The sequence below is a fragment of the Micromonospora sp. C51 genome (assembly GCF_018070435.1).
GTDB classification, from domain to species: domain Bacteria; phylum Actinomycetota; class Actinomycetes; order Mycobacteriales; family Micromonosporaceae; genus Micromonospora; species Micromonospora sediminimaris.
Map to the genome: position 1 here is coordinate 51,901 of NZ_JAGPXQ010000008.1, position 22,190 is coordinate 74,090.

Sequence of the window (22,190 nt, forward strand, 5' to 3'; positions counted from 1 at the left end):
ACCGCCGGACGCGCCCCCACCGGAGGACCGCATGGCACCGACCACGAGCAATCCCCAGCCCGGGCTGCGGCATCGGATGCAACACCTGATCTACGGGTTCTTCACCGCCCAGACGCTGCACGTCGCCGCCCGGCTCCGGATACCGGACCTGCTCGCCGACGGTAAGGCCGACGTCGCCGCGCTGGCCGAGGCCACCGACACGCACGCGCCGTCGCTGCGGCGGCTCCTGCGCGCGCTGGTGTTCCTGGAGGTGCTGGAGGAGCCGGAGCCCGGGATCTTCGTCCTCACCGAACAGGGCGAGCTGCTGCGGTCGGACGCCATCGGGTCGATGCGGGAACTGGTGCTGCTGCTCTCCGGGCCGGAGAGCTGGGCCGCCTGGGGGCAGCTCGAACACGGCGTCCGCACCGGCGAGGTGGCCTGGGAACATGCGCACGGGCAGAGCTGCTTCGCCTACCTCGCCGCAAACCCCCAACGGCAGGCGGCGTTCAACGCGGCCATGGCGGAGGGTTCCCGGGCGTTCGTGCCGACGCTGATGTCCGCGTACGACTTCTCCGACCTGGAAACCGTGGTGGACGTCGGCGGTGGCAGCGGGGACCTGCTCGCCGGGCTGCTCGCCGCGCACCCACGGCTGCGTGGCACGGTCTTCGACACCCCCGACGGCGTGGCCGACACCGCGCGCACGCTCACCGCGCAGGGCGTGGCCGACCGGTGCGAGGTCCGGTCCGGGGACTTCTTCCGGTCGGTGCCGTCGGGCGCGGACGCCTACCTGCTCAAGAGCGTCCTGCACGACTGGGACGACGACGAGTGCGTGGCGGTGCTGCGGACCGTCCACCGAGCGACCCGCCCGGACAGCCGGATCCTGCTCGTGGAGTCCGTCATGCCACCGACCGTCAGCACCAGCCCGAGCGTCGCTCAGGTGGTCATGAACGACCTGAACATGATGGTGTGCCACGGCGGCCGGGAACGCACCGTGGCCGAGTTCCGGGAGCTGTTACGCGCGGCGGGCTTCCAGCTGGATTCCGTCGCGCCCTGCCCGGCACCGAGCGTGATGTGCGTACTGGAGGCGACGCCGGTGACGGACGGAACGCAGCCATGACCAGCCTTGGTGACCTGCACACCACCGGGCCCACCGCCCCGCCGGCCCGGGCCACGATGGTCCGCGTTCCCGGTGGCACGTTCCTCCAGGGTTCGCCGGAGCGGACGTTGGACTGGCTGGAGGCCGAGGGGCAGGCCTTCCCCCGGGACTGGTTCACCGACGAGACGCCGCAGCGACCGGTGACCCTGCGCGACTACCTCATCGACCGGTACCCGGTGACGGTCACCGAGTTCGCCGACTTCGTCGCCCGCACCGGATACGTGACCTCGGCCGAGCGGGCCGGCGGCAGCATGGTCTACAGCGACTACTGGGAGATCCGCGAGGGCGCGTGTTGGCACCGTCCGGCCGGCTACGGCAGTGGCGTCCGCAACCGCGGCGACCACCCGGTCGTGCACATCTCGTACCCGGACGCCGAGGCGTATGCGACGTGGGCGGGCAAACGGCTACCGACCGAGTCGGAGTGGGAACGGGCGGCGACCGGGCGGGCGTACCGGCTCTGGCCCTGGGGCGACACCTGGGACCCGACCCGGGCCAACACCGCCGAGTGGACCGGCGGCAGCCTCCGCGGGCTCGATGAGTGGCGGCAGTGGTGGTCGGGGATCCACAACGCCCAGGGCCCGGTGCCGCAGACCACGCCGGTGGGCGCGTTCTCACCGCACGGCGACAGCCCGGACGGCTGCGCCGACATGACGGGCAACGTGTACGAGTGGACCTCCACCACCGCCCACCTGTACGCGCCCGAGACCCGCTGCGACCCCACCATCCACCTGGTGATGGGCCGGTTCCGGGCGATCCGGGGCGGCTCCTGGATGAATTTCCGCTACCAGGTCCGATGCGCGGAGCGGCTCTACGGAGACCCCACCGGCTGGTCCAACTTCGCCCTCGGCTTCCGCTGCGCCGACGACGCGCCCGAGTCCGGCGCCGAACACCACGGGAGGTAGCAAATGGTCACGGTGCTGCTGTCGGCGGGCTGGGCCCACCGTGGGCAGAAGACGTTCGCGTGCCACGAAGGCACCGTCCGCGACGTCATCCGGGAGTTCGTCGAGTCCTACCCGCACTATCGGCGGCGGCTGCTCGACGACGACGGGGAGCCGCTGACCTACTACAACGTCTACCTCGACGGTGACCTCGTCGAGGCCACCGACCGATCCCGGGTGGCCGCCCCCGCCGACAGCACGGTGGCCATAGTTCCGCCCCTGGCCGGGGGGTGACCCTTCGGCCGGTCGGGTCGCCGCCACCCACCAGGGTCAATCTTTGGAGTAGCCATGGTCCTGCCGCACACAGAAGCCCGACCTCGTCCGGGGCACGCCGACCGGGACCACCTCGCCGCCCGGCTGGCCCGGTCGGCACGACACCGCCCGCGTCCGGTCTCCGACCTGGAGGCGTGGCTGGACGCGCGGGCGCGGGCCAACCCCTTCGAGATCACCGAGGTGCCGTTCGCCGAGCTGACCGGGTGGTCGTTCGCGCCGCACAGCGGTGACCTGGTGCATGACAGCGGCCGGTTCTTCAGCGTCGAGGGCCTGCACGTCCGCACCGACGGTGGGCCGGTCGACGAGTGGTGGCAGCCGATCATCCACCAGCCGGACCGGGCCATCCTCGGCATCCTGGCCCGTGAGATCGGCGGTGTGCTGCACTTCCTCCTCCAAGCCAAGATGGAGCCGGGCAACGTCAACGGCATCCAGTTCTCCCCCACTGTGCAGTCGACCCCCAGCAACTACCTGCGGACACACCGGGGCGCACGGTCCCGCTACGTGGAGTACTTCCTGGAACCCGGGCGCGGACGAGTGCTTGTCGACGTGCTCCAGTCGGAGCAGGGTTCGTGGTTTCGCGGCAAACGCAACCGCAACATCGTCGTCGAGGTGACCGACGACATCGAACCGCACCCGGACTTCGTGTGGCTCACCCTCGGCCAGATCCACGACCTGCTGCACCGGCCGAACCTGGTCAACATGGACGCCCGTACCGTGCTCTCCTGCCTGCCCGGCCACGCGGTCGCGGCCGACCCCGCCGACCCGGGCATCGCCGCCGCCGTCGCGCGGTCCTCACTGGCTGACGACGATGCGGCGTGGCAACCGTTGCTCCAGGTCCGCAACTGGTTGACCGCCAACAAGGCCGACCGGACCCTGGTGGCCCACCAGGTGCCGCTGCGGCAGGTACGCGACTGGCACCGCGGCGACGCCGACATCCGGCACCGCTCCGGCCGGTACTTTCGAATCGTCGGGCGTGCCGTGCGGGCCAGCAACCGGGAGGTGGCCCAGTGGCGGCAGCCGCTCCTGGCCCCCTGCGGCACCGGTCTGGTCGCCTTCGTCGTCCGGCGTCTCGGCGGCGTCCTGCACGTGCTCGCCCACGCCGACCTACGACCCGGCTACCGGGACATCGTGGAGCTTGGCCCGACCGTGCAGTGCACTCCGGACAACTTCACCGGCGCGCACCGCCCCACCTACCTGGACCTGGTCCGTTCCGACCGGGTTCAGGTGCACTACGACGTCCTCCAGTCCGAGGAGGGTGGCCGATTCCACCACGCGGTGACGCGGCACCTGGTGGTGGAGGTGGGCCCGGAGTTCCCGGCCACGACCCCACCGGACTACACCTGGGTGACCCTGCGCCAGCTCACCGCCATGACCGCGTTCAGCTACCAGGTCAACATCGAGGCGCGCAGCCTGCTGCTCTGCCTGCGGGCGCTGACATGACCGGGCACCAGGACCCGCCGACCGGCGACCAGCCCGGCGCGGCGGTGCCGTCACGGTCGACCGATCCGGGCATCGACGCGTTTCCGCTGCCCCGGCGCTGCCCCTTCAGCCCACCTGCCGAGTACGCGCGACTACGCGCCGAGCACCCGGTCGTCCGGCTGCCGATGCTCGGCGGTGACACGGCCTGGGTGGTCTCCCGGCACGCTGACGTCCGGCAGGTGCTCAGCGATCCCCGGATGAGCGCGGACCGACGTCGACCCGGTTTCCCGAAGTTCGCCCCGACCACGGAAAGCCAACGGCAGGCGTCGTTCGCGAACTTCCGCCCACCCTTGAACTGGCTGGACCCGCCGGAGCACGCCATCGTCCGGCGGCAGATCGTCGACGAGTTCTCCGTACGCCGGGTCCGGCAGTTGCGGGCGTTTGTCGAACGGGTGGTCGACACCCACCTCGACACGTTGGTCGCCGCCGCGCCCGGCGCCGACCTGGTGTCGTTGTTCGCCTACCCGGTGCCATCACAGGTGATCTGTGAGGTGCTCGGCGTGCCCTACGGCGAGCACGAGTTCTTCGAGCGCCGTTCGACGCTGATGTTCCGCCGGAGCGCGCCGGCTGACGAACGCGCCCGCTGTGCCCGGGAGATCCGCGACTTTCTCGACGTGGTGGTGACCGACAAGGAGCGCCGTCCCGGTGACGACGTGCTCAGCCGGCTGTTGCACCAGCAGCGCAGCGCCGGTGACGTGGACCACGAGGCCGTGGTGAGCATGGCGTTCGTGCTGCTGGTCGCCGGGCACGTCACCACGTCCAACATGATCGCGTTGAGCGTGCTGGCCCTGCTCACTCATCCGGCACGGCTGGACCGGCTACGCGCCGAGCCCGAGCGGTTTCCGGCCGCCGTGGAGGAACTGCTGCGGTACTTCACCGTGGTCGAGGCGGCGACGGCGCGCACCGCCACCGCCGAGGTCACGATCGGCGGGGTGACCATCGCGGCGGGCGAAGGGGTGGTGGCGCTGGGGCAGGCGGCGAACCGTGATCCGGCGGTCTTCGAACACCCCGACGAGTTCGACCCGGACCGGGACGCCCGCGCGCACCTCGCCTTCGGCTACGGCCGGCACGTCTGCCCGGGTCAGCATCTTGCTCGGTTGGAGCTGGAGGTCGCGCTCAGTCGCTTGTTCCGGCGGCTGCCCGGCCTGAGACTGACGACGGAGGTTGCCGACCTTCGCCTCAAGGAGGACGGCAACATCTTCGGGTTGTACGCCCTACCGGTCGCCTGGTGACCCGAGCGGGTGTCGGGCGAGCCCGGCGACGTCGAGCTGGCCAGTCCGCGTCCCGGTCGCTTTCCCGCCGCGACCCGGCGGCGTACTCCCGGCATCGGACCGGACCTGATCACGGCCGTCCGGTGATCAGCTTCTCCCACGCGCCGCCGATCCGGTCGGCCATCGCCGTGGCCGCCGCCACCTGCTCCGGCCCGGCGGTGGCGATCCAGTCGACCGCCCGCCCCTCGGGCAGGTCGCCGGCCAGGTAGTCGCCCAACGCCAGCAGACCCATCTCCCAGCCCGCGCCCAGCCCCCAGAGGCCGGGACCGGCGTTCGGCACGATGTCCGCCGGCACCGGAGCGTGCTCCAGTTCCAGGACTGTGGACTCGCCGTCCGGGGTCAGTCGTAGCTGAACCTCGCTGCTGCCGCCGCCCGACTCCCAGGTCAGGCCGATCAGGCTGGGCCGCTCGCACCGGCGGATCTCACCGCTGGCGTTGCCCTCCAACTGGAAACGTCCACCGGCCCGGAGGTCACCGGCGACGGGCAGGAACCAACGCACCAGGCGCTGCGGATCGGTGATGGCGTCCCACACCTCCTCCGGGGAGGCGTCGTAGCTGCGCCGGAGCACCAGGATGCTCATGCCGTTCGGGTGTTCCCGCAACTCGCGGTCGGTGTCCTGGAGCCCGTCGAAGATCCTGTTCATTGCCCTCGTGGCCTTCCTGCGGGTGCATCCTCACCGGACTCGATCCGGCGGCACCCGAGGACTTTAGCAGCCAGAACTCGCGCAATGTCCCATTCTGGACCGGGGCGACGGCCACGAGTCGTGCCGGCCCATGCCGCCTGAGGGCGTCATCCGCCGCGCGGTTCCGCTCCGCCCAGGCGCATGCCGGGCGGCGGACGGTCAGGCGGCGCCATGCGTGGGGCGGCGCAGGAGCAGGATCACCACGGCGAGCAGCACGAGGCCGTCCAGCGCGAGCAGGGCGGCGCCCATCGGGTCCACCCCGTGGGCGTGTGCCCCGTCGTCGGTCGCGTCCGCCGGCCCGGCGGGCGCCGCAGCGTTCGGAGAGCCGACGGTGAGGCGGGCGATGCCCGAGGCGGTACGCCCGTCGACGGTCACCACGTGGTACGCCACCGCGAGTTGACCGGGCCGGGTCACGGCGACCTGCTGCCGCAGACCGTCGTCGCCGTCGGGCACGACCGGCCCGGTGTCCAACCGGATCCGATCGGCGTCGTAGACCACGATGTGCGAACGACCGGGGTCAGGCTCACCGGCGACCCGGATGCGTACCGTGGTCGGCAGGTCCGGCAGGACCGCCCCGTCGGCCGGTTCCATCGCGAGCACCTCGACCGCCCGCCCCGCTTCCGCGTCGGTGCCGGCCCGGCCGACCAGTGCCAGCACGGCCACCAGCGCCGCCAGGCAGATGGCGGAGCCGACGTAGATGCGGCCGGTGGTGGACATCCCGCCCGATCAGCGTCCGACGACTGCGGGCTGACGCGGATTGACCAAGCGACCGGCGCACGAGCAGCGCATCGCCGCCCGCTCGGTCGCGTTGGGACGCAGGTGCAGGTACATCGCGATCAGCATCGGGATGAAGACGACCGAGTTGTAGAACAGGTGCAGTTCCACCCGGGGCACCACCAGTTGCAGGATGCTGACCGGCCCTTCCTCGCCGGCGATCCGGAAACTGCTGTGCGCCTGGATCAGCAGCAGCGCGTGCTCGATGTGGTGCCAGAACTGCAGGGCGAGGGCCACCGTCCACCACGCCTTCGCGCGGCCGGTGAAGCCCGGCAGCAGCAGGAAGAGCCCGACCAGCATCACGATGGCGTACCCGTAGTGCAGCCACTCGGAGCTGACCAGCCAGGGGAACGGCATCCCCAGCACGCCGCGTGCCTCCGGCCGCGCCCAACCGAGAACCCAGATCTGGTACGCCTGCACAAGGTGCTCCGCCCAGTGCGCGACCACCACCGCCATATAAATCGCAAGCGCTATCCGATGGTATCGGCCGTTCAGGGAGGAGATCAGGCCGGACCATCTGGTTCTCGCGGCAGGTGTCACGGATCCTCCATTCCCCAGCGAAAGCCGTCTACAGACACCTTAGGAAGCTCATCGTCGCCGCATGTCTCTGAGCTTGCCGTCTATGCGCGGGACAGACCCGGGGGCTAGCCCGCCCGACAACGTAGCTATATACATTGAAAGCTCACCGGATAGCGGGAGTGAGCAGATGCACCAACGGCGGCACATTCTCTTCGCCAACGTCCAGGGCCACGGACACGTCTACCCCTCGCTCGGCCTGGTGAGCGAGTTGGTTCGGCGTGGCCATCGGATCAGCTACGTCACCACCCCGCTCTTCGCCGACGTGGTCACCGCGGCCGGTGCCACCGTGGTGCCGTACAAGTCCGAGTTCGACACGTTCCACGTACCCGACGCCGTCACCAAGGCGGACGCGGAAACCCAGTTGCACCTGGTGTACGTCCGGGAGAACGAGGCCATCCTGCGCGCCGCCGAGGACGGGCTCGCCGACGACATCCCGGATCTCGTGGTCTACGACGTCTTCCCGTTCATCGCCGGCCGGTTGCTGGCGACCCGGTGGCGTCGTCCGGCCGTCCGGCTCAGCGCCGGTTTCACCGCCAACGAGCACTACTCGTTCTTCGAGGAACTGTGGAAGAGCCACGGCCAGCGCCACCCCGCGGACGTGCCGGAGGTCAACGACGTGATCGTCGATCTGCTCGCCCGCTACGGGGTGCACACCCCGGTCCGACAATTCTGGAACGAGATCGAAGATCTCAACATCACGTTCCTGCCGAAGTCCTTCCAACCCTTCTCGGAAACCTTCGACGACGACCGGTTCGCCTTCGTCGGACCGACGCTTACCGACCGGCCGGTCCGCACCGGCTGGCAGCCTCCCACTCCGGACACTCCGGTGATCCTGGTGTCGCTCGGAAACCAGTTCAACGAGCATCCCGAGTTCTTCCGGACCTGCGCCGAGGCGTTCGCCGGTACCCGGTGGCAGACCGTGTTGGCGATCGGCACCTTTCTCGACCCCACCGTGCTGGAGCCACTGCCGCCGAACGCGGAGGCCCACCCGTGGATCCCGTTCCACGAGGTCCTGCCGCACGCGGAGGCCTGCGTCACCCACGGTACGACCGGCGCCGTGCTGGAATCCCTGGCGGCCGGCGTACCGCTGGTCCTGGTGCCGCACTTCGCGACCGAGGCCGCGCCGTCGGCGCGCCGCGTCGTCGAGCTGGGGCTCGGTTACGAACTGACGCCGGAGCAGGTCGAGCCGGCAACGATCCGGGCTACCGTGCAACGGTTCCACGACGACCCGGCGCTGCGCGAGCGGGTCGATCGGATGCGACACGAGATCCTGACGGCCGGCGGCCCGCCAGCCGCAGCCGACCGGATCGAGAGGTACCTGGACCAGTCCCGGGCATGATCAGGCCCGCCGGCCCACGCGGTACGGGTGTGCAACTTCGGCGAGAGTGCGGCCTGCCGGCAGCGGGAGGCCGCACTCTCGCCGAAGTTGTCGGCCGGGATCTCCAGCAGCGGCACGATGCCGATCCGGGCCTGGCCGTCAGCGGCGGGCGCCGTGGGTCACCGTACGCTTCACCGTGCCGTCAGGGTTGAAGGTCGTCCACTCACCGACCTTCTTGTTGCTGGCGTAGTCACCCCGGTCGATCAGCTCACCGGCGGCGTTCCACCTCGTCCACGTGCCGTGCTTGCGTCCGTGGTCGAATCCACCTCGCTGCATGATCCCGCCGGACGAGCGATACCACACCCACTCGCCGTGCACGGTCCCGTTGTCGAAGCCGCCCTCCGCACGCAACCTGCCGTCGGCGAAGAAGTGCTTCCAGGTGCCCTGCCGCTCGCCCTCGACATACTCGCCGACCATCACACCGCCGTGCGGATCCGGGTCGGTCCAGAGGCCCGTCTTGCGGCCCTGCGCGTCCTTCTCGTCCGGAGTCGGTGGGGTACTCACGTGCGTTCTCCTATTCGCTCAGTGGCCACCGCTCGATGATCGAGCGCAGTGGTGCGGTGTCGAGATGATGGACCTTGGTGCGGCCGACCCGTTCGGACCAGACCAGGCCAGCCTCTTCCAGTACGGCCAGATGCTGGGAGATCGCCTGTCGGGTCGAGGTGGTGCCATGCTCCGCGAACAAGCGGCTATGGATCTCGAACAGGCTCAGACCGTCGGCGAGGGCGAGCTCGTCCATGATCCGCCGCCGCGTCAGGTCGGCCAGCGCTCGGTAGAGCACCTGCACCCGTCAACCATAGGCAATCCGGCGCTTGCCTATCAAGGCTTCGTCTTCTCGCATCATGCGCCATCGCAGGCGTGCTCTGTCGAGTGCCCATTGGCCCGGCGGCCGTACCGGATCGAGGTCGCAACTGCCGCTGCCGGTCGGTGGACAGGCGCGGAACCACCGACCATCCACCGTCGCGGGCGGCGATGATCGGCGGCTCCGTCGCCACGGCCTACGGCTTGCGGGCGAGTAGTCCGACGAAGGTGTGGTAGGTGTCGGTCTGTTTCGGCGCGTGCGTGCCGGGATCGGGACGCCACTCAGCCAGCGGCACCAACCCCGGCTCCAGCAGCGTCAGCCCGTCGGCGAAGGAGAGGATCTCCTCATCGGTTCGCCAGCGGCCGGTGCCAAGCGACTCGTTGAAGACCCGTTCGACCTCACGGGCCTTACGGGAGCCCTCCGGGTCCCGCTCGCCCGGATCACGGAAGTGTGAGATCGCCACGTAGCTGCCCGACGGTAGCGCTTCGATCAGCTCTGCCGACACCGTTCGGGGCTCCTCGTCGTCGCCGAGGTGGTGCAGGATCGCGAAGAGCAGCAACCCGATCGGCCGGTCAAGGTCGAGGAACTGGCGGACGTCCGGATGGGTGAGGATCTCCCGCGGTCGCCGGATGTCGGCCTGGATCACCGTCGCCGTGCCCTCGGCGGCGAGCAGGGCCCGCCCGTGCGCCAGGACGATCGGATCGTTGTCCACGTACACCACCCGGGCGTTCGGGTTGTGCTCGGCGGCGACCTCGTGCACGTTGCCCTGGGTGGGTAGCCCCGAACCGATGTCGAGGAACTGATCGATGCCGGCCTCGGCGACGAGGAAACGGATCACCCGGCGCAGGAAGGCCCGGTTCGCCTGGCCGGCGGCCGGCCCGTCCGGAGTGATCCGCAGGGCGTGCTCGGCGACCTTCCGGTCGACCTCGAAGTTGTCCTTACCGCCCAGGAAGTAGTCGTAGACCCGCGCCACGCTGGGAACGGTGAGGTCGATTCCGGGGGGTGCGGCCTCGTCGCGGGTCAATGGCATCTCCATCCGATTCTGATCAGCGCCGGGTCTGTGCGTGGCCCCGGACCTTGTCCGGGAGTGTAGCGATCGGACGGTGTAGATCGTCGCCCCGCTGGTACCGCTCCCAGCGGATCGGCCCCGCGACCAGGCAGCACGCCGAATGGCGGTGACCGGCGTGTCCGACCGAGCGGAACGATCCGCGGTACCAACGACGCCGGACGCAGCCAGCCGGGTGATCGACAGGCCGCGTCTCATCGCGACGTCACGGTCAGGACGGTTCCCCCGGTCGGGCTTGAGGCGAAGTCAGTGCGTGAAGAGCCAATTTGATCATGGCGGTATCGCCGCTGGCCTCTTCCATCGTCAACAGTTCTTGCAGACCTTGCTCGTCGAACCAGCGTCCCTCGGTGAATTTGCGGGCTTCCAGGCGGGGCTGGCCAAGGTCGCCATCGGCGGTCGCCAGGACGTCGATTTCCCTGCGGCGTTGTCCGTCAGCACCGGTCCAGTCGAACACGTGAACCACATCGGTGATCCGGCCGAGCCGCCAGCCAGTCTCCTCGGTGACCTCGCGAGCCAACGCAGCGGGTAACGTCTCTCCCGGTTCTACGTGGCCGCCGACGATGTCCCAGCAACCCGGAAAGAGACGGACGTGAGGCGCGCGGCGTTGCAGGTACACCCGCCCGCGTGGATCGGTGATGACCGCGCCGACGACACAGGTAAGGCCTTCTCGCTCAGCAGTTCTGCCCAGTTGGTCAAGGCTGGTCAGGATCGCGTCCATTGGCGTAGTCCCGCCTCTCGTCCGGTCTGCTGATGGGCGTAGTAGCTGGCGTACAAGTCGGTGAAGTGGCCGCCCGCGGCAAGTAGCGTGTCGAAATCACCTTCCTCGACCACCCGCCCGTGGTCGAGCACCAGTAGCCGGTCCACGTGACGGATGGTGGCGAGCCGGTGCGCGATCACCAGAACCGTCCGGTCGGCCATGAGCCGCGTCAGCGCCTGCTGGATTCCAGCCTCGGTCAGCGGATCGATGCTCGCGGTCGGCTCGTCGAGCAGGAGGATCGCCGGTTGTTTGAGGAAGATGCGGGCCAGCGCAATGAGCTGGCGCTGGCCGGTGGACAGCTCCCGTCCGAGGCTGGCCATCTGATCGTCCAGAGCGAAGGGTATGCAGCGGGCCCAGACTTCACCGAGCTGGTCAACCGCCTGTTGCACGTCGGCGCGGTCGGCGCCGGGCCGGGCGTAGGCGATGTTCTCGGCGAGGGTGCCGGCGAAGATGAACGGGAGTTGTGGCACCACGCCCAGCCGGTGCCGATACTCGGCCAGGTCCAGTCGGCGGATGTCGCGGCCGTCGATGAGCAACGCGCCCTGCTGAAACTCGTACCCGCGAAGGATCAGTTTGGAGAGGGTGGATTTGCCCGCGCCGGTGCGTCCCACGACGGCCACCGTCTCGCCTGCGGCTATGTGCAGGTTGAGCCGGTCGAAAACGGGTGCCCCGACGCCGTACCCGAATCGCAGATCGCGGATCTCGATCTCGCCGCGCAGGTTGGCGGCTGGCTCGGCGGCGGTCTGCCGGACGCTGTCCTCGCTGTCGATGAGCGCGAAGACCCGTTCGCTGGCGGCCAGCCCCTGCTGGAACAGGCTCCAGAACGAGGCGGCCTGGGTGAGCGGCAGCCACAACAACCCGAGCGCGTGCAGCGCGAAGTACCAGTCCCCGGCGGAGAGGCTCCCATCGATGGCAAGGCTGCCGCCGCCGACGAGTAGCGCGGCGGTGCCCAGCACCGAGATCATGGTTAGCACCGGCAGGATGACGGTGTAGATCAGGCCCTGCCGGACGTAGACCAGATACGACAGTCGGTTCACCTGCCGGAAATCCTGGTAGAGGCTCTCCTCCCGGCCGAAGCTCTTGGCTATCAGGATGCCCACCATCGACTCGTGCACGGTCGAGTTGACCTGGGCCATGACCTGCCGGGTGCGCAGGGCGGCGACGCGGGCGATTCGGCGGAACAGCAGCGCGACGCCTACCAGGAGGGGCGTCACGACCAGCAGGATCAGGCCGAGACGAGGGTCGACGGCGAACACCACCGACCCGAGTACCACTACCAGCACCATCTGGCTGAAGAAATTCAGCGTGAGCGTCATGACCGCACTGAAGGACTCGGTGTCGCCGGTCACCCGGCTCAGCACCTTGCCCACTGAATGCCGGTCGTGGAATGAGGCGTCCCGAGCCAGCGCCGCCTCGGCCACCTCCCGTTGCAATCGCAGCACGAGGTCACCGACCAGCCAGGCGATGAGCCGCTGCCGGCCCCAGTTCATGGCCCACGCCGCCGCCGCGGCGACGATAACGAACGCGCTGATCGACCAAGTGAGCTGGCTGCCATCACGGACCTGGTCGATCATCCGGGCGATGGCCACCGGAACCGCTGAGGTCAGTATCGAGGCACCCACTGTCAGGACGACGGCGAGCGCGATACGCCGTGAACCCGGGCGCAGCCGGTGGCCGATCCGGGCGATCAACTCGCGGTTACGGTAGACCCGGTCGTAGTCGTCAGGATGCAAACCGGCGAAGAGGTCGCTCATCGGTATATCTCCCGATACAACGCACAGTGATCGATCAGCTCGGCGTGGCTGCCAAGGCCGGCCACCGCTCCCCGGTCGAGCACCAGGATCAGGTCGGCCCGCCGGATCTGGTCAGGGCGGTGCGACACGAGGATGGTGGTCCGCCCGGTGGTCAGAGCGTCGATCGCGTCGGTGATCTCTTGAGCGGTCCGCGCGTCGATCGCGCTGGTCGCGTCGTCCAGCGTGAGGATGGGTGGGTCGGCGATCAATGCCCGGCTGATCACCATACGTTGCCGCTGACCACCGGAAAGGGTGTTACCACCCTCGTTGAGTACGGTGTCGTAGCCCTGCGGCAGCTGGCGGATGAATCCGTCCGCGCGGGCAAGTTGAGCGACCTCGGACACCTCCTCGGAGCTGACTGGTCGGTGGACACCGAAGGCGACGTTGTCGAACACGCTCTTGGAGAACAGGAACGCGTCCTGGTGCACGTTTCCGATCTGCCGCCGCAGCGCACCGGGCTGCCAGTCCGAGATGTCTCGCCCGTCGATGAGAACCCGCCCGCCGGTGACGTCGTAGGTGCGGTTGACGAGCTTCGTGAGCATGGTCTTTCCGCTGCCCGTCGGGCCGACCACGGCGAGTGTCCGGCCAGCAGGCAGATGGAAGGACACGTCCCGCAGGATCACCCGGCCCTGGTAGGTGAAGCTCACTCGGTCGAAGGTCACGCTGCCGGTCACCATCGCGGTGGTGCCGCCGGTTGGCTCACGCTGGTCGGAGTCGGCATCGGTCAACTCGTGCATCCGGGCGCAGGCCACGTATCCCTCCTGGATCACCGGGACGGACTGCTCCGACATCGAGATAGGCACCGCGAACAGGCCCAGCCAACCGAGGTAGGTGATCACTTGGGCAAGGGCCAGCTCACCGGCGGAGAAGAGTGCCAGCGAGTGCACCGATCCTGCCGCCATACCCAGCCCGAAACCCAAGGCCGGCAGGTACACGGCCTGTGCGTAACCGCGCCGGACATAGGCGTCTCGATACGCCGTGGCTGCGGTGTCGAACTTTGCGAGCTCGTTCCGCTCCTGGCCGGATGCCTGCACCGTGGCCATACCGGTCAGAGTTTCGGAGAACTGTTCATTGAGATCGGTGAACCTCCGTCGCAGCCTGCGGGTCAACGGATGCAACCGGCGCACGTGCCGCCAAAGCGCGAAGGCGAACACGGTGACGAGCAGCGCTGGTGCCAGCAGCAGCTCAGCGCGCATCGTGGCGATGAAGATGATCGGGATTACGAGCGCGATCACTCCGTTGAAGGCGGTCGCGACGCCGGGACTGATCAGGTAGTCGACGAGTCGGGCGTCGTTGATGGTGCGGGCCAGGATGTCCCCGATCCGCTGCCGGTCGTGGAATGCCTGGCCCTTGTCCAGCAGGCTGCGGAAGAGCTGATCGCGGGCGTCCCGCTTGACCCGCTGCGCGACGATCTCCATCGATCCGGCGGAGAGCAGGTCCGCCAGGAACCGTCCGACGCCCAGCGCGGCGATCACCAACGCAGCGTTCACCACCACTGTGAGGGCCGGATCTTGACGAGTCAGCTCGTCGAAGGCACGGCCCACGTACAGCGGTATCAGGGTGGCGAGTAGGTGCGCGGCCACCGTGGCAACGGTGAAGAGCAGCAGCAACCAGCCCTGCGGCCGAAGATGGACCGACAGCCAGCCCAGAGTGCCAGCCCTGCCGGTCCGGTCGGCCATGCTAGCGCACCTCCACACGATCGGTTCGACGGCTCTTTCCGTTTCCGCCTGCCGGAGCAGTCAGGTGCGGCGCTGAACCGAGCTGCGCCAGAGCCTGGTCGATGAGAATCGAAGCACCGAGCGCGTCACCGATGAGCGGCGCGGGCTTGTCCGTCGGCGCCTCGCCGCGGCAGTTGTCGAGGAAGGCGGCGAGTTCTGGCCCGAAGCCGCTGCGCGCCCAGCCGTCGTCGAGATTGCGTGTGCTGTGCAGCAACGTTCCGGCAGGACGTCCGGCATCGACGTCGAGCCGGATCTGCTCCAGCGATCCGGCGGTGAACCGGCTGCCGTCGACCGTGTGCACACTGAGCCCCATCAGGAAACTCTTGGTGTGGTTGCCCATCCGCAAGGTGGTCAGCGAACCGTCCTCGTGTCGCAGGGTGACGTTGATGAGGAAGCGATGCTCGCCGTTGCGGATCGCGTGCGCGTCCACCCGCCGTACCTGCGCGGGCGAGAACCAGCGAGCCAGGTCGAAAGCGTGCACCCCGTTTTGCCGGAGCCAGGATTCCAGGGTCGTGTCGCACCCCCATTGGGGCGCGGACGGATGCCGACTGTAGAAGTCGATGGTCGTCTCGACCGGCGTGCGCCGCGCCGCGGCGGTGAGCGCGTGCAGATGCTGCAGGGTTTCGGCATACCGGAAGTTGAAACCCACCTGGACGTGCAGACCGGAACCTTGGATCACCTCGTCGAGCTGCCTCAGGGCGGGGGTCGATGGAGCCGCCGGCTTCTCCACGAAGCAGTGGACGCCCCGCCGCACGAGGTAGTCGGTGATCTGGAAGGACGGTATCGGGGGGACCGCGATCAGGGCGGCGTCGATGGTGCCCAGATCGAGTTCCTCGACCGCACCGGCCAGGACGGTCGCGCGGGTGACGGCGCCCATCGACGCAGCCAGGTCGGGATCCGGGTCGACGCAGGCCACCGTCTGGTGGGCGGGCAGGCGATGCAGAAACGGTTGGAGATTCTGGCGCATCTGGCGGCCGCAGCCGACCAGCGCGAGACGCAGCGGGTCACTCATCGTCTTCCTCGCCATCGGTCGACCACTGGCGCAGCGCGCGAGCGGCTCGGTCCTCGAGGTCGGCCCAGTCGGTCTGGCCGTGGGCGAGGCAGACGAAGGACGGATGCCCCTCCAGCAGCAGGATTCCGTTGGCCGCGAACGCGGCGAGCAGGTTCTCCCGGCGGGTCTTGTCCCCGAGAACGTCGTCGGAATAGACCAACTCGAACATGCCTCCGCCGAGCACCGGCTGGGCCCACACCGAACCGGCCACGCCCGCCGACTTGGCCGCCTGGGAGAACGTCTCCGCTACTCTGGTGCCGATTCGTCCCAGTTCGGCCCAGCCGTCCGGGGAATCGCCGATCGGCTGCTCCAGGATGTCCCGGGTGGCCAGGGCGGCGTAGGCTGCGAGCATCTCCTTGGAGAAGGTGCCACTGAGCCGGGCGCGTTCAGCGTGGATGAGTAGTTCGGGCCGTCCGATCAGGACGCTGACCGGCGCTCCGTTCGCCAGCGCCTTGCCGATGACGATGAGGTCTGTTTCCAGCCCGAGATCGTGCGCGTACCCAAGCGGGGAGATCCGGCCACCGGTCTTGGTCTCGTCGAAGACGGTGAGAAGTCCCGCTTCGTGGCACATCGCGAGTGCCTGGGCAAGCACCGAGGGAGTCGTGAACGACGCCAGGTAGGCATCGAAGACGAAGCAGCCCAGCCGGTCCCGGTGCGTGTCGATGATCTCGGCGAGGGATTCCAGTCGCAGGTCGACCCAGTTGTGCACGGCCTCGTCACCACTGACTCCGCGCATCCCGTCGACGTAGCGGAGCTTCTGGCGAAACGGTGAGTGCAGCGGCTCATGCCACTTGAGCGAATTCGCGACCTGTGAGTCGTGCCAGCCTATGTACCCACTGCGGATGACACCGAGCCGACCGGTTTCCATCGCGGCGATACGCAGTGCGCCCGTTATCGCCTCCGAAGCGGTCTTGAAGAAGGCCCCCCGCGCACCCGGTCGTGGCGCGAGCAGGCGATCCAGATATTCTTCATGAAAGCGCGAATACCCGGGCATCATGACACCGTTGCTCAGGTAGCGGCTGAACCGCTCGGTGAATTCGGGTGTCGCGTGGCCGAGAATCACTGGCCCGTAGCCCATGACGAAGTCAAGGTAGGTCGCTCCATTGACATCCTCGACCTCGCCCCCCTTTCCTCCAGAAAACAGGAGCTGCTTGTTGTGGGACCGAAATTTCTTGGTGATCTTCGAATGGGCAATTCGTTGGCTCACGACTGTGCGACTCCTCCGCAAGTGAAACGATCCACGTTTCAATCGAGGTATCGGTGGGCTCAAGATCGTTACGTGACCACGACACCGAATCAGGTTAACGTACGGTTACTGGGGCGTGACGCTAGTGGAATCATCGCCTGATGTCAACGTTCGAAAATGGTTGTGGATCGATACCATACGGGTGGTTTTTATCGCATTTGAACTTCGCCTCAGTGGTTTCCGGCCGCAGCCTGGGCTGCCACCGGGCTCGTTGATACGCATAAGTGGGGCTTGGGCGAATCGGCGTGATTCGCCGTGATTTTCTTGCCTTATCGGAAACGTAGACGATCATTGATCCCGGAGCCGATCTCGGATATTTTATCTGGCGAGGAGTGTGATATGTTTCGGTATCCCCGGTACGCGCACGAGCTGACCGATGAAAACCTGACGATGACAACCGAAGAGCTGGCAAAGGTGTCCCGCTACCCGCTGACAATCCACCAAGACACGACCGACCTGTATGAGCGGCTTGCCCGGGACATGGCGGATGAGCTACGCACCAACAACGATCGCGGCGCACCCACCCGGTGGATACTGCCGGTCGGCCCGAAAGCGCAATACCCCATCTTGGCGAATATCTGCAATGCCGAGGGGATCAGCTGGGCCAACGTTTTCGCGTTCCACATGGACGAGTTCCTGGACTGGCAGGGCCGGCCACTGCCGTCCACCCATCCGTTCAGCTTCCGTGGCTTCTGCGACCGCAATCTGTACGACCTGCTCAGACCGGACCTGCGGCCGGATCCTGACCAGATCATCTTCCCGGACGTGTTCGCCCCGGATCAGTTCGCCGCCCGGCTGGCAGAGGTCGGCGGCGCTGACACGTGCTTCGCCGGCTTCGGATACCGGGGTCACCTGGCCTTCAACGAGCCGCCGTCGAGCCGCTGGCACCACTACAGCGTGGACGAGTTCGCCGAGTCCACCACCCGCGTGGTCACCTTGCTGGAGGACACGATCGTCGCGCACTCACACCGCACCACCGGTGGTTACACACAGGCCATCCCCCGGATGGCGGTGACTGTGGGGATGGCCGAGATCCTGTCCGCGCGACGGCTGCACCTGATCACCGATGGCGGCGCCTGGAAACGCTACATCGTACGAGTGCTGCTCCTGACCACGGAGCCGGACGTGTCGATGCCGGTCACGCTCGCCCATCGGCATCCCCATGTCGAGGTCACGGTCGACGCGAGCAGCATCGCACCGTGTGCACTGGGAATCACGCCATGAGCGGGCCCCTGCCGTGACAGTCCTCGCGGTCGGCGCCTACACCGTCGACGTCTACATCTTCGGTGATCGACTGCCGTCGGTGGGCGAGACTGTGGCGGCGACCGGCACCGCGTCCGCGCACGGTGGCAAGGCTGCCAACGTCGCGGTGGCCGCGGCACGGCTCGGCGGGCGAGCACGCTTCATCGGCGCGGTGGGCGGAGACCAGGAAGGTGCCGAAGCGCTGGCCACACTGGCCCGCGACGGGGTGGACGTATCCGCTTGCCCACGCACAGATTCGCCCACCGCACGCAGTTTCATCTGCCTGGATTCCCGTGGGCAGCAGTACATCATGACCTGGGCCGGTGCCGCGGACGCTCTCACAGCTGACATCGCCGCCGCAGAAGCCGCGCTGTTGCGACCGGGCGCGGTCCTGGTGCTACAGGGCGAGATCCCGGTGGCGGTATCGGCAGCAGCAGCCGCAGCCGCGGTGCCCGGCGTCACCGTGGTGCTCAATCCGAGCCCGGTCGAGCCCTTCACTCAGCGAGAGTCCGATCCAGACGTCGCTCGTCTGCTGGCTCGCGCGGACCTGGTGGTGCTCAACGCCGCCGAGTGTCGACGGCTGATCGGCAAGCGCGCCGGTAGCGCGCCCAGCGGCCTCTCCGCCGAGGCCGCGCAGTTGCGCCGACAGATCAGGACCCCGACCGCGGTGGTGACCGTGGGCGCTCAGGGAGCGCTGGTCATCCGCGAGGGCAGTGAGCTGCACGTGCCAGCGCCTGAGGTGCAGGTGGTCGATACGACCGGCGCTGGCGACGGCTTCGTCGGCGCGCTGGCCACCGGCATTGCGGCGGGCATGCCGCTCGCGGAAGCGGTGACGCTGGCCTGCCGCGCCGCCGCGGTGTCGGTGACGCGGCGATTCTGCATACCGAGCTACCCCCGTGCGAGCGAGTTGAGCCATGCCCCACTGAGTCCGCGACAGGGCTAGGCCCTGTGTCACCTGCGAACGGTATTCGGCATTGGCTTGCCATTTGAATCGGAGGACCCTTGTGACTGAGACCCGGACACCTGCCCGCACCGTGATCATGGATCACGACGGCTCCCTTGACGATCTGCTGTCGTTACTGCTGCTGACCCGCTACGACGTGGACCTGAAGGGGGTCGCCGTCACCCCGGCCGACTGTCTGCTGGCGCCCGCGTTGTCAGTCACTCACCGGATTCTCGACTTGGCCGACCTCCCACACGTGCAGGTAGCGCCCGGTAGTCTCGCCGGCCCCCACCCGTTCCCGATGGCATGGCGAACAGACGCGCTGCGGGTGGAGGCGCTGCCCGTGCTCAACCGCTTTCCGCCGCGGGCGCGTACGCCCGGGCCGGACCTCCCGGCGCACGAACAACTCGTGAAGTGGATCGAGCAGGCGGCCACGCCGCTGACCATTCTCGTCACCGGGCCGCTCACCAACCTCGCCTGGTGCTTGGACAAGCATCCATGGCTTGAACAGGCGATCAGCGAAATCGTCTTCATGGGAGGCGCGTTCGACGTGGAAGGCAACGTGGACGAACCGGGACACGACGGTTCCGCAGAGTGGAACGTCTACTGCGACCCGAAGGCGGTCCAGCGAGTCTTCGCCACCCAGATACCTATCACCCTCTTCCCGCTCGACGTGACAAACCAGGTACCGGTCACCGATGAATTCGTCCGCGCGTTCGGGGCGCACTACGGCAATCCGGCTAGCGATCTAGCAGGTTCGTTGCTCGCCATGACCTTTGGCACCGTCGAGACGGTTGGCTCGCCATACTGCTGCTGGGACAGCCTGGCCACGTCGTATCTCGCCGCACCTGAGCTGTTCACCTTCGACCAGATACGGTGCGATGTCGTGGTGGATGGCGCAAGCGAGGGGCGCACGGTACGCGCCGACGACGGACGCGTCGTGCGATGTGCGATCACGGTGAAGCAGGAGGACTTCTACCGGCATTGTCTCCAGTTGCTGACCTGAAGCGCTCGGGCTCGACTGGTGCGTACGAAATTGACGACTTCCCGAGTTCGACGGCGACCTGGTCGTTGCTCAGCTTGGTGTGCTCCAAGCCGGAGAGGCCCACGTACCACTCGATCCCGCCCGTCAGACACCGGACCGGGATCATCGAGCCCTCGTTCGAGGTCGACCTTGGGAGCAGCGCACCGGCCGGGACCTGACAACAGCGACGCGGAAAGTGTCGCGTGACCGGGACCGCCACCGCCGCACAATGAGGCATGGATGACACGACCTTGGTATCCCGCTTTCTTCGCGACGGCTTCGTCAAGCTGAAGGGCGCGGTCGCGCCGCGCGTGGCAGCGGACTGCGCACGGCTGCTGTGGCGGGAGACAGGCTGCGACCCGGACGATCCAGCGACGTGGACGCGGCCCGTGCACTGGGTATCCGAAATGGCGCAGGGGCCGTTCGCCGCCGCTCCCAACTCTCCGTTCCTCCATCGCGCGTACGACCTGCTCGTCGGTGCGGGACGCTGGGAGCCGCGCTACTCGCTGGGCACGTTTCCGCTGCGTTTCCCGCACGAAGAGGAGCCGGACGACGCGGGCTGGCACATCGAGGGGAGCTATCTGCCGGAGGGCGAGCGCTGGTACTTCACCAACGTGCGCTCCCGGGGCCGGGCACTGCTGATGCTGTTCCTGTTCAGTGAGGTCGGTGAGCAGGACGCCCCGACCCGGATCCGGGTCGGCTCCCACCTCGACGTGCCGAAGGTGCTGGAGAAGTACGGGGAGGACGGCGCGAGCGGGCTGGCCCTTGCACCCGACCTGGTGGCGGCGTCCGAGCACCGGCCGCTCGCCCTCGCCACCGGATCTCCGGGTGATGTCTTCCTGTGCCACCCGTTCCTGGTGCACGCGGCGCAACCGCACCACGGGACGCGGCCTCGCTTCATGGCCCAACCACCGCTGATGCCAGCAGCACCGTACGAGTTGAAGCGGGCCGATGGCGCATACTCACCCGTGGAGATCGCGATCCGTCGGGGTCTCGGACAGGACGCCCTCGCTTCGGACGGGGACGACACCGACCGCGAGGCCAGGGCGACATAACCCGTTCCTGAGAGCTGCCGGAAGGTCTTGCAGGAGACGTGCCCGGGTTCGGGACCCGTGGCCGTCCCGGCCGGCATCCGGTCCCGTGGCCGGTGAACGTGTGGGAGGACAGGGCTTGGGCGGGCAACGTCGACGGAGGCGAGGTTGGCAGTGGTGCTGCGAGTGAGTGGCCGCAATGCTCGGTTTCAGCAGTGGGAAGCTCTCCTCGGCAATCGCACCAAGCGGCAGCGACGCGGCGAGTTCCTCGTGCAGGGCGTGCGCCCGATCACCATGGCCGTCGCACACGGCTGGCAGGTCCGGGAACTGCTCTACGACGCGAGCGCTCACCTGTCCGGCTGGGCACGCCAGACCCTGGACACAGTCCGGGCCGAGACGTTCGCCGTCTCGCGTGACCTGATGCACGAACTCGGAGGTAAGGCAGAAACGGTGCCAGAGCTGCTGGCCGTGGTCGCGTTGCCGGAGGACGACCTCCGCCGGATCCCGGTGTCTCCGACCATGCTCACGGTCGTGTTCGATCGGCCCACCAGCCCGGGCAATATCGGGACCCTCGTTCGGTCGGCGGACGCCTTCGGCGCCGACGGCGTCATCGTCACCGGCCACGCCGCCGACGTGTACGACCCGAAGGCGGTCCGGGCGAGCACCGGCTCACTGTTCGCCCTGCCCGTGGTCCGGGTCCCCTCCCACCAGGCCGTTCTTTCCTGGGTCGCTGACATCCGTGCCGACGGCATCGGCATGAGCATCATGGGCACCGATGAGCGCGGCGTCCTTGAAGCCGCCGAGTACGACTTCACACAACCCACCCTGACGTTGATCGGCAACGAGACCACCGGTCTCAGTTCCGGCTGGCGTGAAGCCTGCGACCAACTCGTCCGGATCCCCATGTCCGGGTCCGCCAGCTCACTGAACGCGGCGACCGCCGCGACTGTCGTGCTGTACGAATCGGCACGCCAGCGGGCCGCCGCCGCCCGGCGATAGCACACTGAT

At 68.1% G+C, this 22,190-nt stretch carries 22 protein-coding genes; 11 read left to right on the plus strand and 11 right to left on the minus strand.

Going from position 1 to position 22,190, the window contains the following annotated elements; all coding sequences use genetic code 11:
- Positions 1 to 31 precede the first annotated feature (31 nt).
- From KBX50_RS11850 to KBX50_RS11870, 5 genes are read left to right on the plus strand one after another with little or no spacing between them, the layout of a single operon-like run.
- Entirely contained in the window at positions 32 to 1,096 is a 1,065-nt protein-coding gene (locus KBX50_RS11850) for a methyltransferase (protein ID WP_210937081.1), read from the plus strand.
- Positions 1,093 to 2,037 (plus strand): SUMF1/EgtB/PvdO family nonheme iron enzyme, encoded by a 945-nt coding sequence (locus KBX50_RS11855; RefSeq protein ID WP_210937082.1) that lies wholly within the window; start codon positions 1,093 to 1,095, stop codon positions 2,035 to 2,037. The genes KBX50_RS11850 and KBX50_RS11855 overlap by 4 nt, the downstream gene beginning before the upstream one ends.
- Positions 2,038 to 2,040: 3 nt before the next feature.
- Positions 2,041 to 2,307, plus strand: a complete 267-nt coding sequence (locus KBX50_RS11860; RefSeq protein ID WP_093409562.1) for a MoaD/ThiS family protein — start codon at positions 2,041 to 2,043, stop codon at positions 2,305 to 2,307.
- Between the two features lie 54 nt (positions 2,308 to 2,361).
- Positions 2,362 to 3,786, plus strand: coding sequence for an NDP-hexose 2,3-dehydratase family protein (locus KBX50_RS11865; protein WP_210937083.1), 1,425 nt, complete (start codon positions 2,362 to 2,364; stop codon positions 3,784 to 3,786).
- Positions 3,783 to 5,057, plus strand: a complete 1,275-nt coding sequence (locus tag KBX50_RS11870) for a cytochrome P450 (protein WP_210937084.1) — start codon at positions 3,783 to 3,785, stop codon at positions 5,055 to 5,057. The genes KBX50_RS11865 and KBX50_RS11870 overlap by 4 nt, the downstream gene beginning before the upstream one ends.
- Positions 5,058 to 5,166: 109 nt before the next feature.
- Here the strand turns inward: KBX50_RS11870 and KBX50_RS11875 are convergent, their stop codons facing one another.
- The 3 genes from KBX50_RS11875 to KBX50_RS11885 form a co-directional block, all read right to left on the minus strand.
- Positions 5,167 to 5,739: an SRPBCC family protein gene (locus tag KBX50_RS11875; protein ID WP_210937085.1), complete on the minus strand. Its 573-nt coding sequence runs from the start codon at positions 5,737 to 5,739 to the stop codon at positions 5,167 to 5,169.
- 198 nt (positions 5,740 to 5,937) lie between these two features.
- Complete coding sequence (locus KBX50_RS11880) at positions 5,938 to 6,495, minus strand: copper resistance protein CopC (protein WP_210937086.1); 558 nt, start codon at positions 6,493 to 6,495, stop codon at positions 5,938 to 5,940.
- 9 nt (positions 6,496 to 6,504) lie between these two features.
- Positions 6,505 to 7,008: a hypothetical protein gene (locus KBX50_RS11885; RefSeq protein ID WP_247673547.1), complete on the minus strand. Its 504-nt coding sequence runs from the start codon at positions 7,006 to 7,008 to the stop codon at positions 6,505 to 6,507.
- A gap of 250 nt (positions 7,009 to 7,258) precedes the next feature.
- On the opposite strand from KBX50_RS11885, the gene KBX50_RS11890 reads away from it, so the two are divergent.
- Entirely contained in the window at positions 7,259 to 8,470 is a 1,212-nt protein-coding gene (locus tag KBX50_RS11890) for a macrolide family glycosyltransferase (protein WP_210937087.1), read from the plus strand.
- Positions 8,471 to 8,608: 138 nt separating this feature from the next.
- On the opposite strand, the gene KBX50_RS11895 is transcribed toward KBX50_RS11890, so the two are convergent.
- From KBX50_RS11895 to KBX50_RS11930, 8 genes are all read right to left on the minus strand, one after another.
- Positions 8,609 to 9,013 (minus strand): toxin-antitoxin system YwqK family antitoxin, encoded by a 405-nt coding sequence (locus KBX50_RS11895; RefSeq protein WP_210937088.1) that lies wholly within the window; start codon positions 9,011 to 9,013, stop codon positions 8,609 to 8,611.
- A gap of 10 nt (positions 9,014 to 9,023) precedes the next feature.
- Positions 9,024 to 9,296 carry a helix-turn-helix transcriptional regulator gene (locus tag KBX50_RS11900; protein ID WP_093409579.1) on the minus strand — a complete coding sequence of 91 codons (273 nt, stop codon included), beginning with the start codon at positions 9,294 to 9,296 and terminating at the stop codon, positions 9,024 to 9,026.
- Positions 9,297 to 9,507: 211 nt separating this feature from the next.
- Positions 9,508 to 10,347 carry an SAM-dependent methyltransferase gene (locus KBX50_RS11905; protein WP_247673548.1) on the minus strand — a complete coding sequence of 280 codons (840 nt, stop codon included), beginning with the start codon at positions 10,345 to 10,347 and terminating at the stop codon, positions 9,508 to 9,510.
- A 241-nt stretch (positions 10,348 to 10,588) separates the two neighbouring features.
- Positions 10,589 to 11,095, minus strand: coding sequence for an NUDIX hydrolase (locus KBX50_RS11910; protein ID WP_210937089.1), 507 nt, complete (start codon positions 11,093 to 11,095; stop codon positions 10,589 to 10,591).
- Entirely contained in the window at positions 11,080 to 12,888 is a 1,809-nt protein-coding gene (locus KBX50_RS11915) for an ABC transporter ATP-binding protein (protein WP_210937090.1), read from the minus strand. The genes KBX50_RS11910 and KBX50_RS11915 overlap by 16 nt, the downstream gene beginning before the upstream one ends.
- Positions 12,885 to 14,606, minus strand: coding sequence for an ABC transporter ATP-binding protein (locus KBX50_RS11920; RefSeq protein WP_210937091.1), 1,722 nt, complete (start codon positions 14,604 to 14,606; stop codon positions 12,885 to 12,887). The genes KBX50_RS11915 and KBX50_RS11920 overlap by 4 nt, the downstream gene beginning before the upstream one ends.
- A gap of 1 nt (position 14,607) precedes the next feature.
- The gene (locus KBX50_RS11925; protein WP_210937092.1) at positions 14,608 to 15,657 is read right to left on the minus strand and encodes a Gfo/Idh/MocA family protein; all 1,050 of its coding nucleotides are present in this window, start codon (positions 15,655 to 15,657) and stop codon (positions 14,608 to 14,610) included.
- Positions 15,650 to 16,903, minus strand: coding sequence for an aminotransferase class III-fold pyridoxal phosphate-dependent enzyme (locus tag KBX50_RS11930; RefSeq protein ID WP_210937093.1), 1,254 nt, complete (start codon positions 16,901 to 16,903; stop codon positions 15,650 to 15,652). Before KBX50_RS11930 ends, KBX50_RS11925 begins: the two co-directional genes overlap by 8 nt.
- 294 nt (positions 16,904 to 17,197) lie before the next feature.
- On the opposite strand from KBX50_RS11930, the gene KBX50_RS11935 reads away from it, so the two are divergent.
- The 5 genes from KBX50_RS11935 to KBX50_RS11955 all read left to right on the plus strand — a co-directional run bounded on the left by KBX50_RS11935 (position 17,198) and on the right by KBX50_RS11955 (position 22,181).
- Positions 17,198 to 18,166: a hypothetical protein gene (locus tag KBX50_RS11935; protein ID WP_210937094.1), complete on the plus strand. Its 969-nt coding sequence runs from the start codon at positions 17,198 to 17,200 to the stop codon at positions 18,164 to 18,166.
- A 13-nt stretch (positions 18,167 to 18,179) separates the two neighbouring features.
- Positions 18,180 to 19,127 (plus strand): PfkB family carbohydrate kinase, encoded by a 948-nt coding sequence (locus KBX50_RS11940; protein ID WP_210937095.1) that lies wholly within the window; start codon positions 18,180 to 18,182, stop codon positions 19,125 to 19,127.
- 61 nt (positions 19,128 to 19,188) lie between these two features.
- Positions 19,189 to 20,133 (plus strand): nucleoside hydrolase, encoded by a 945-nt coding sequence (locus KBX50_RS11945; RefSeq protein WP_210937096.1) that lies wholly within the window; start codon positions 19,189 to 19,191, stop codon positions 20,131 to 20,133.
- Positions 20,134 to 20,387: 254 nt separating this feature from the next.
- Entirely contained in the window at positions 20,388 to 21,206 is an 819-nt protein-coding gene (locus KBX50_RS11950) for a phytanoyl-CoA dioxygenase family protein (RefSeq protein ID WP_210937097.1), read from the plus strand.
- 144 nt (positions 21,207 to 21,350) lie between these two features.
- A complete protein-coding gene (locus tag KBX50_RS11955) occupies positions 21,351 to 22,181 on the plus strand; it encodes an RNA methyltransferase (protein ID WP_210937098.1) in 831 nt (276 codons plus the stop codon).
- Positions 22,182 to 22,190: the final 9 nt, after the last annotated feature.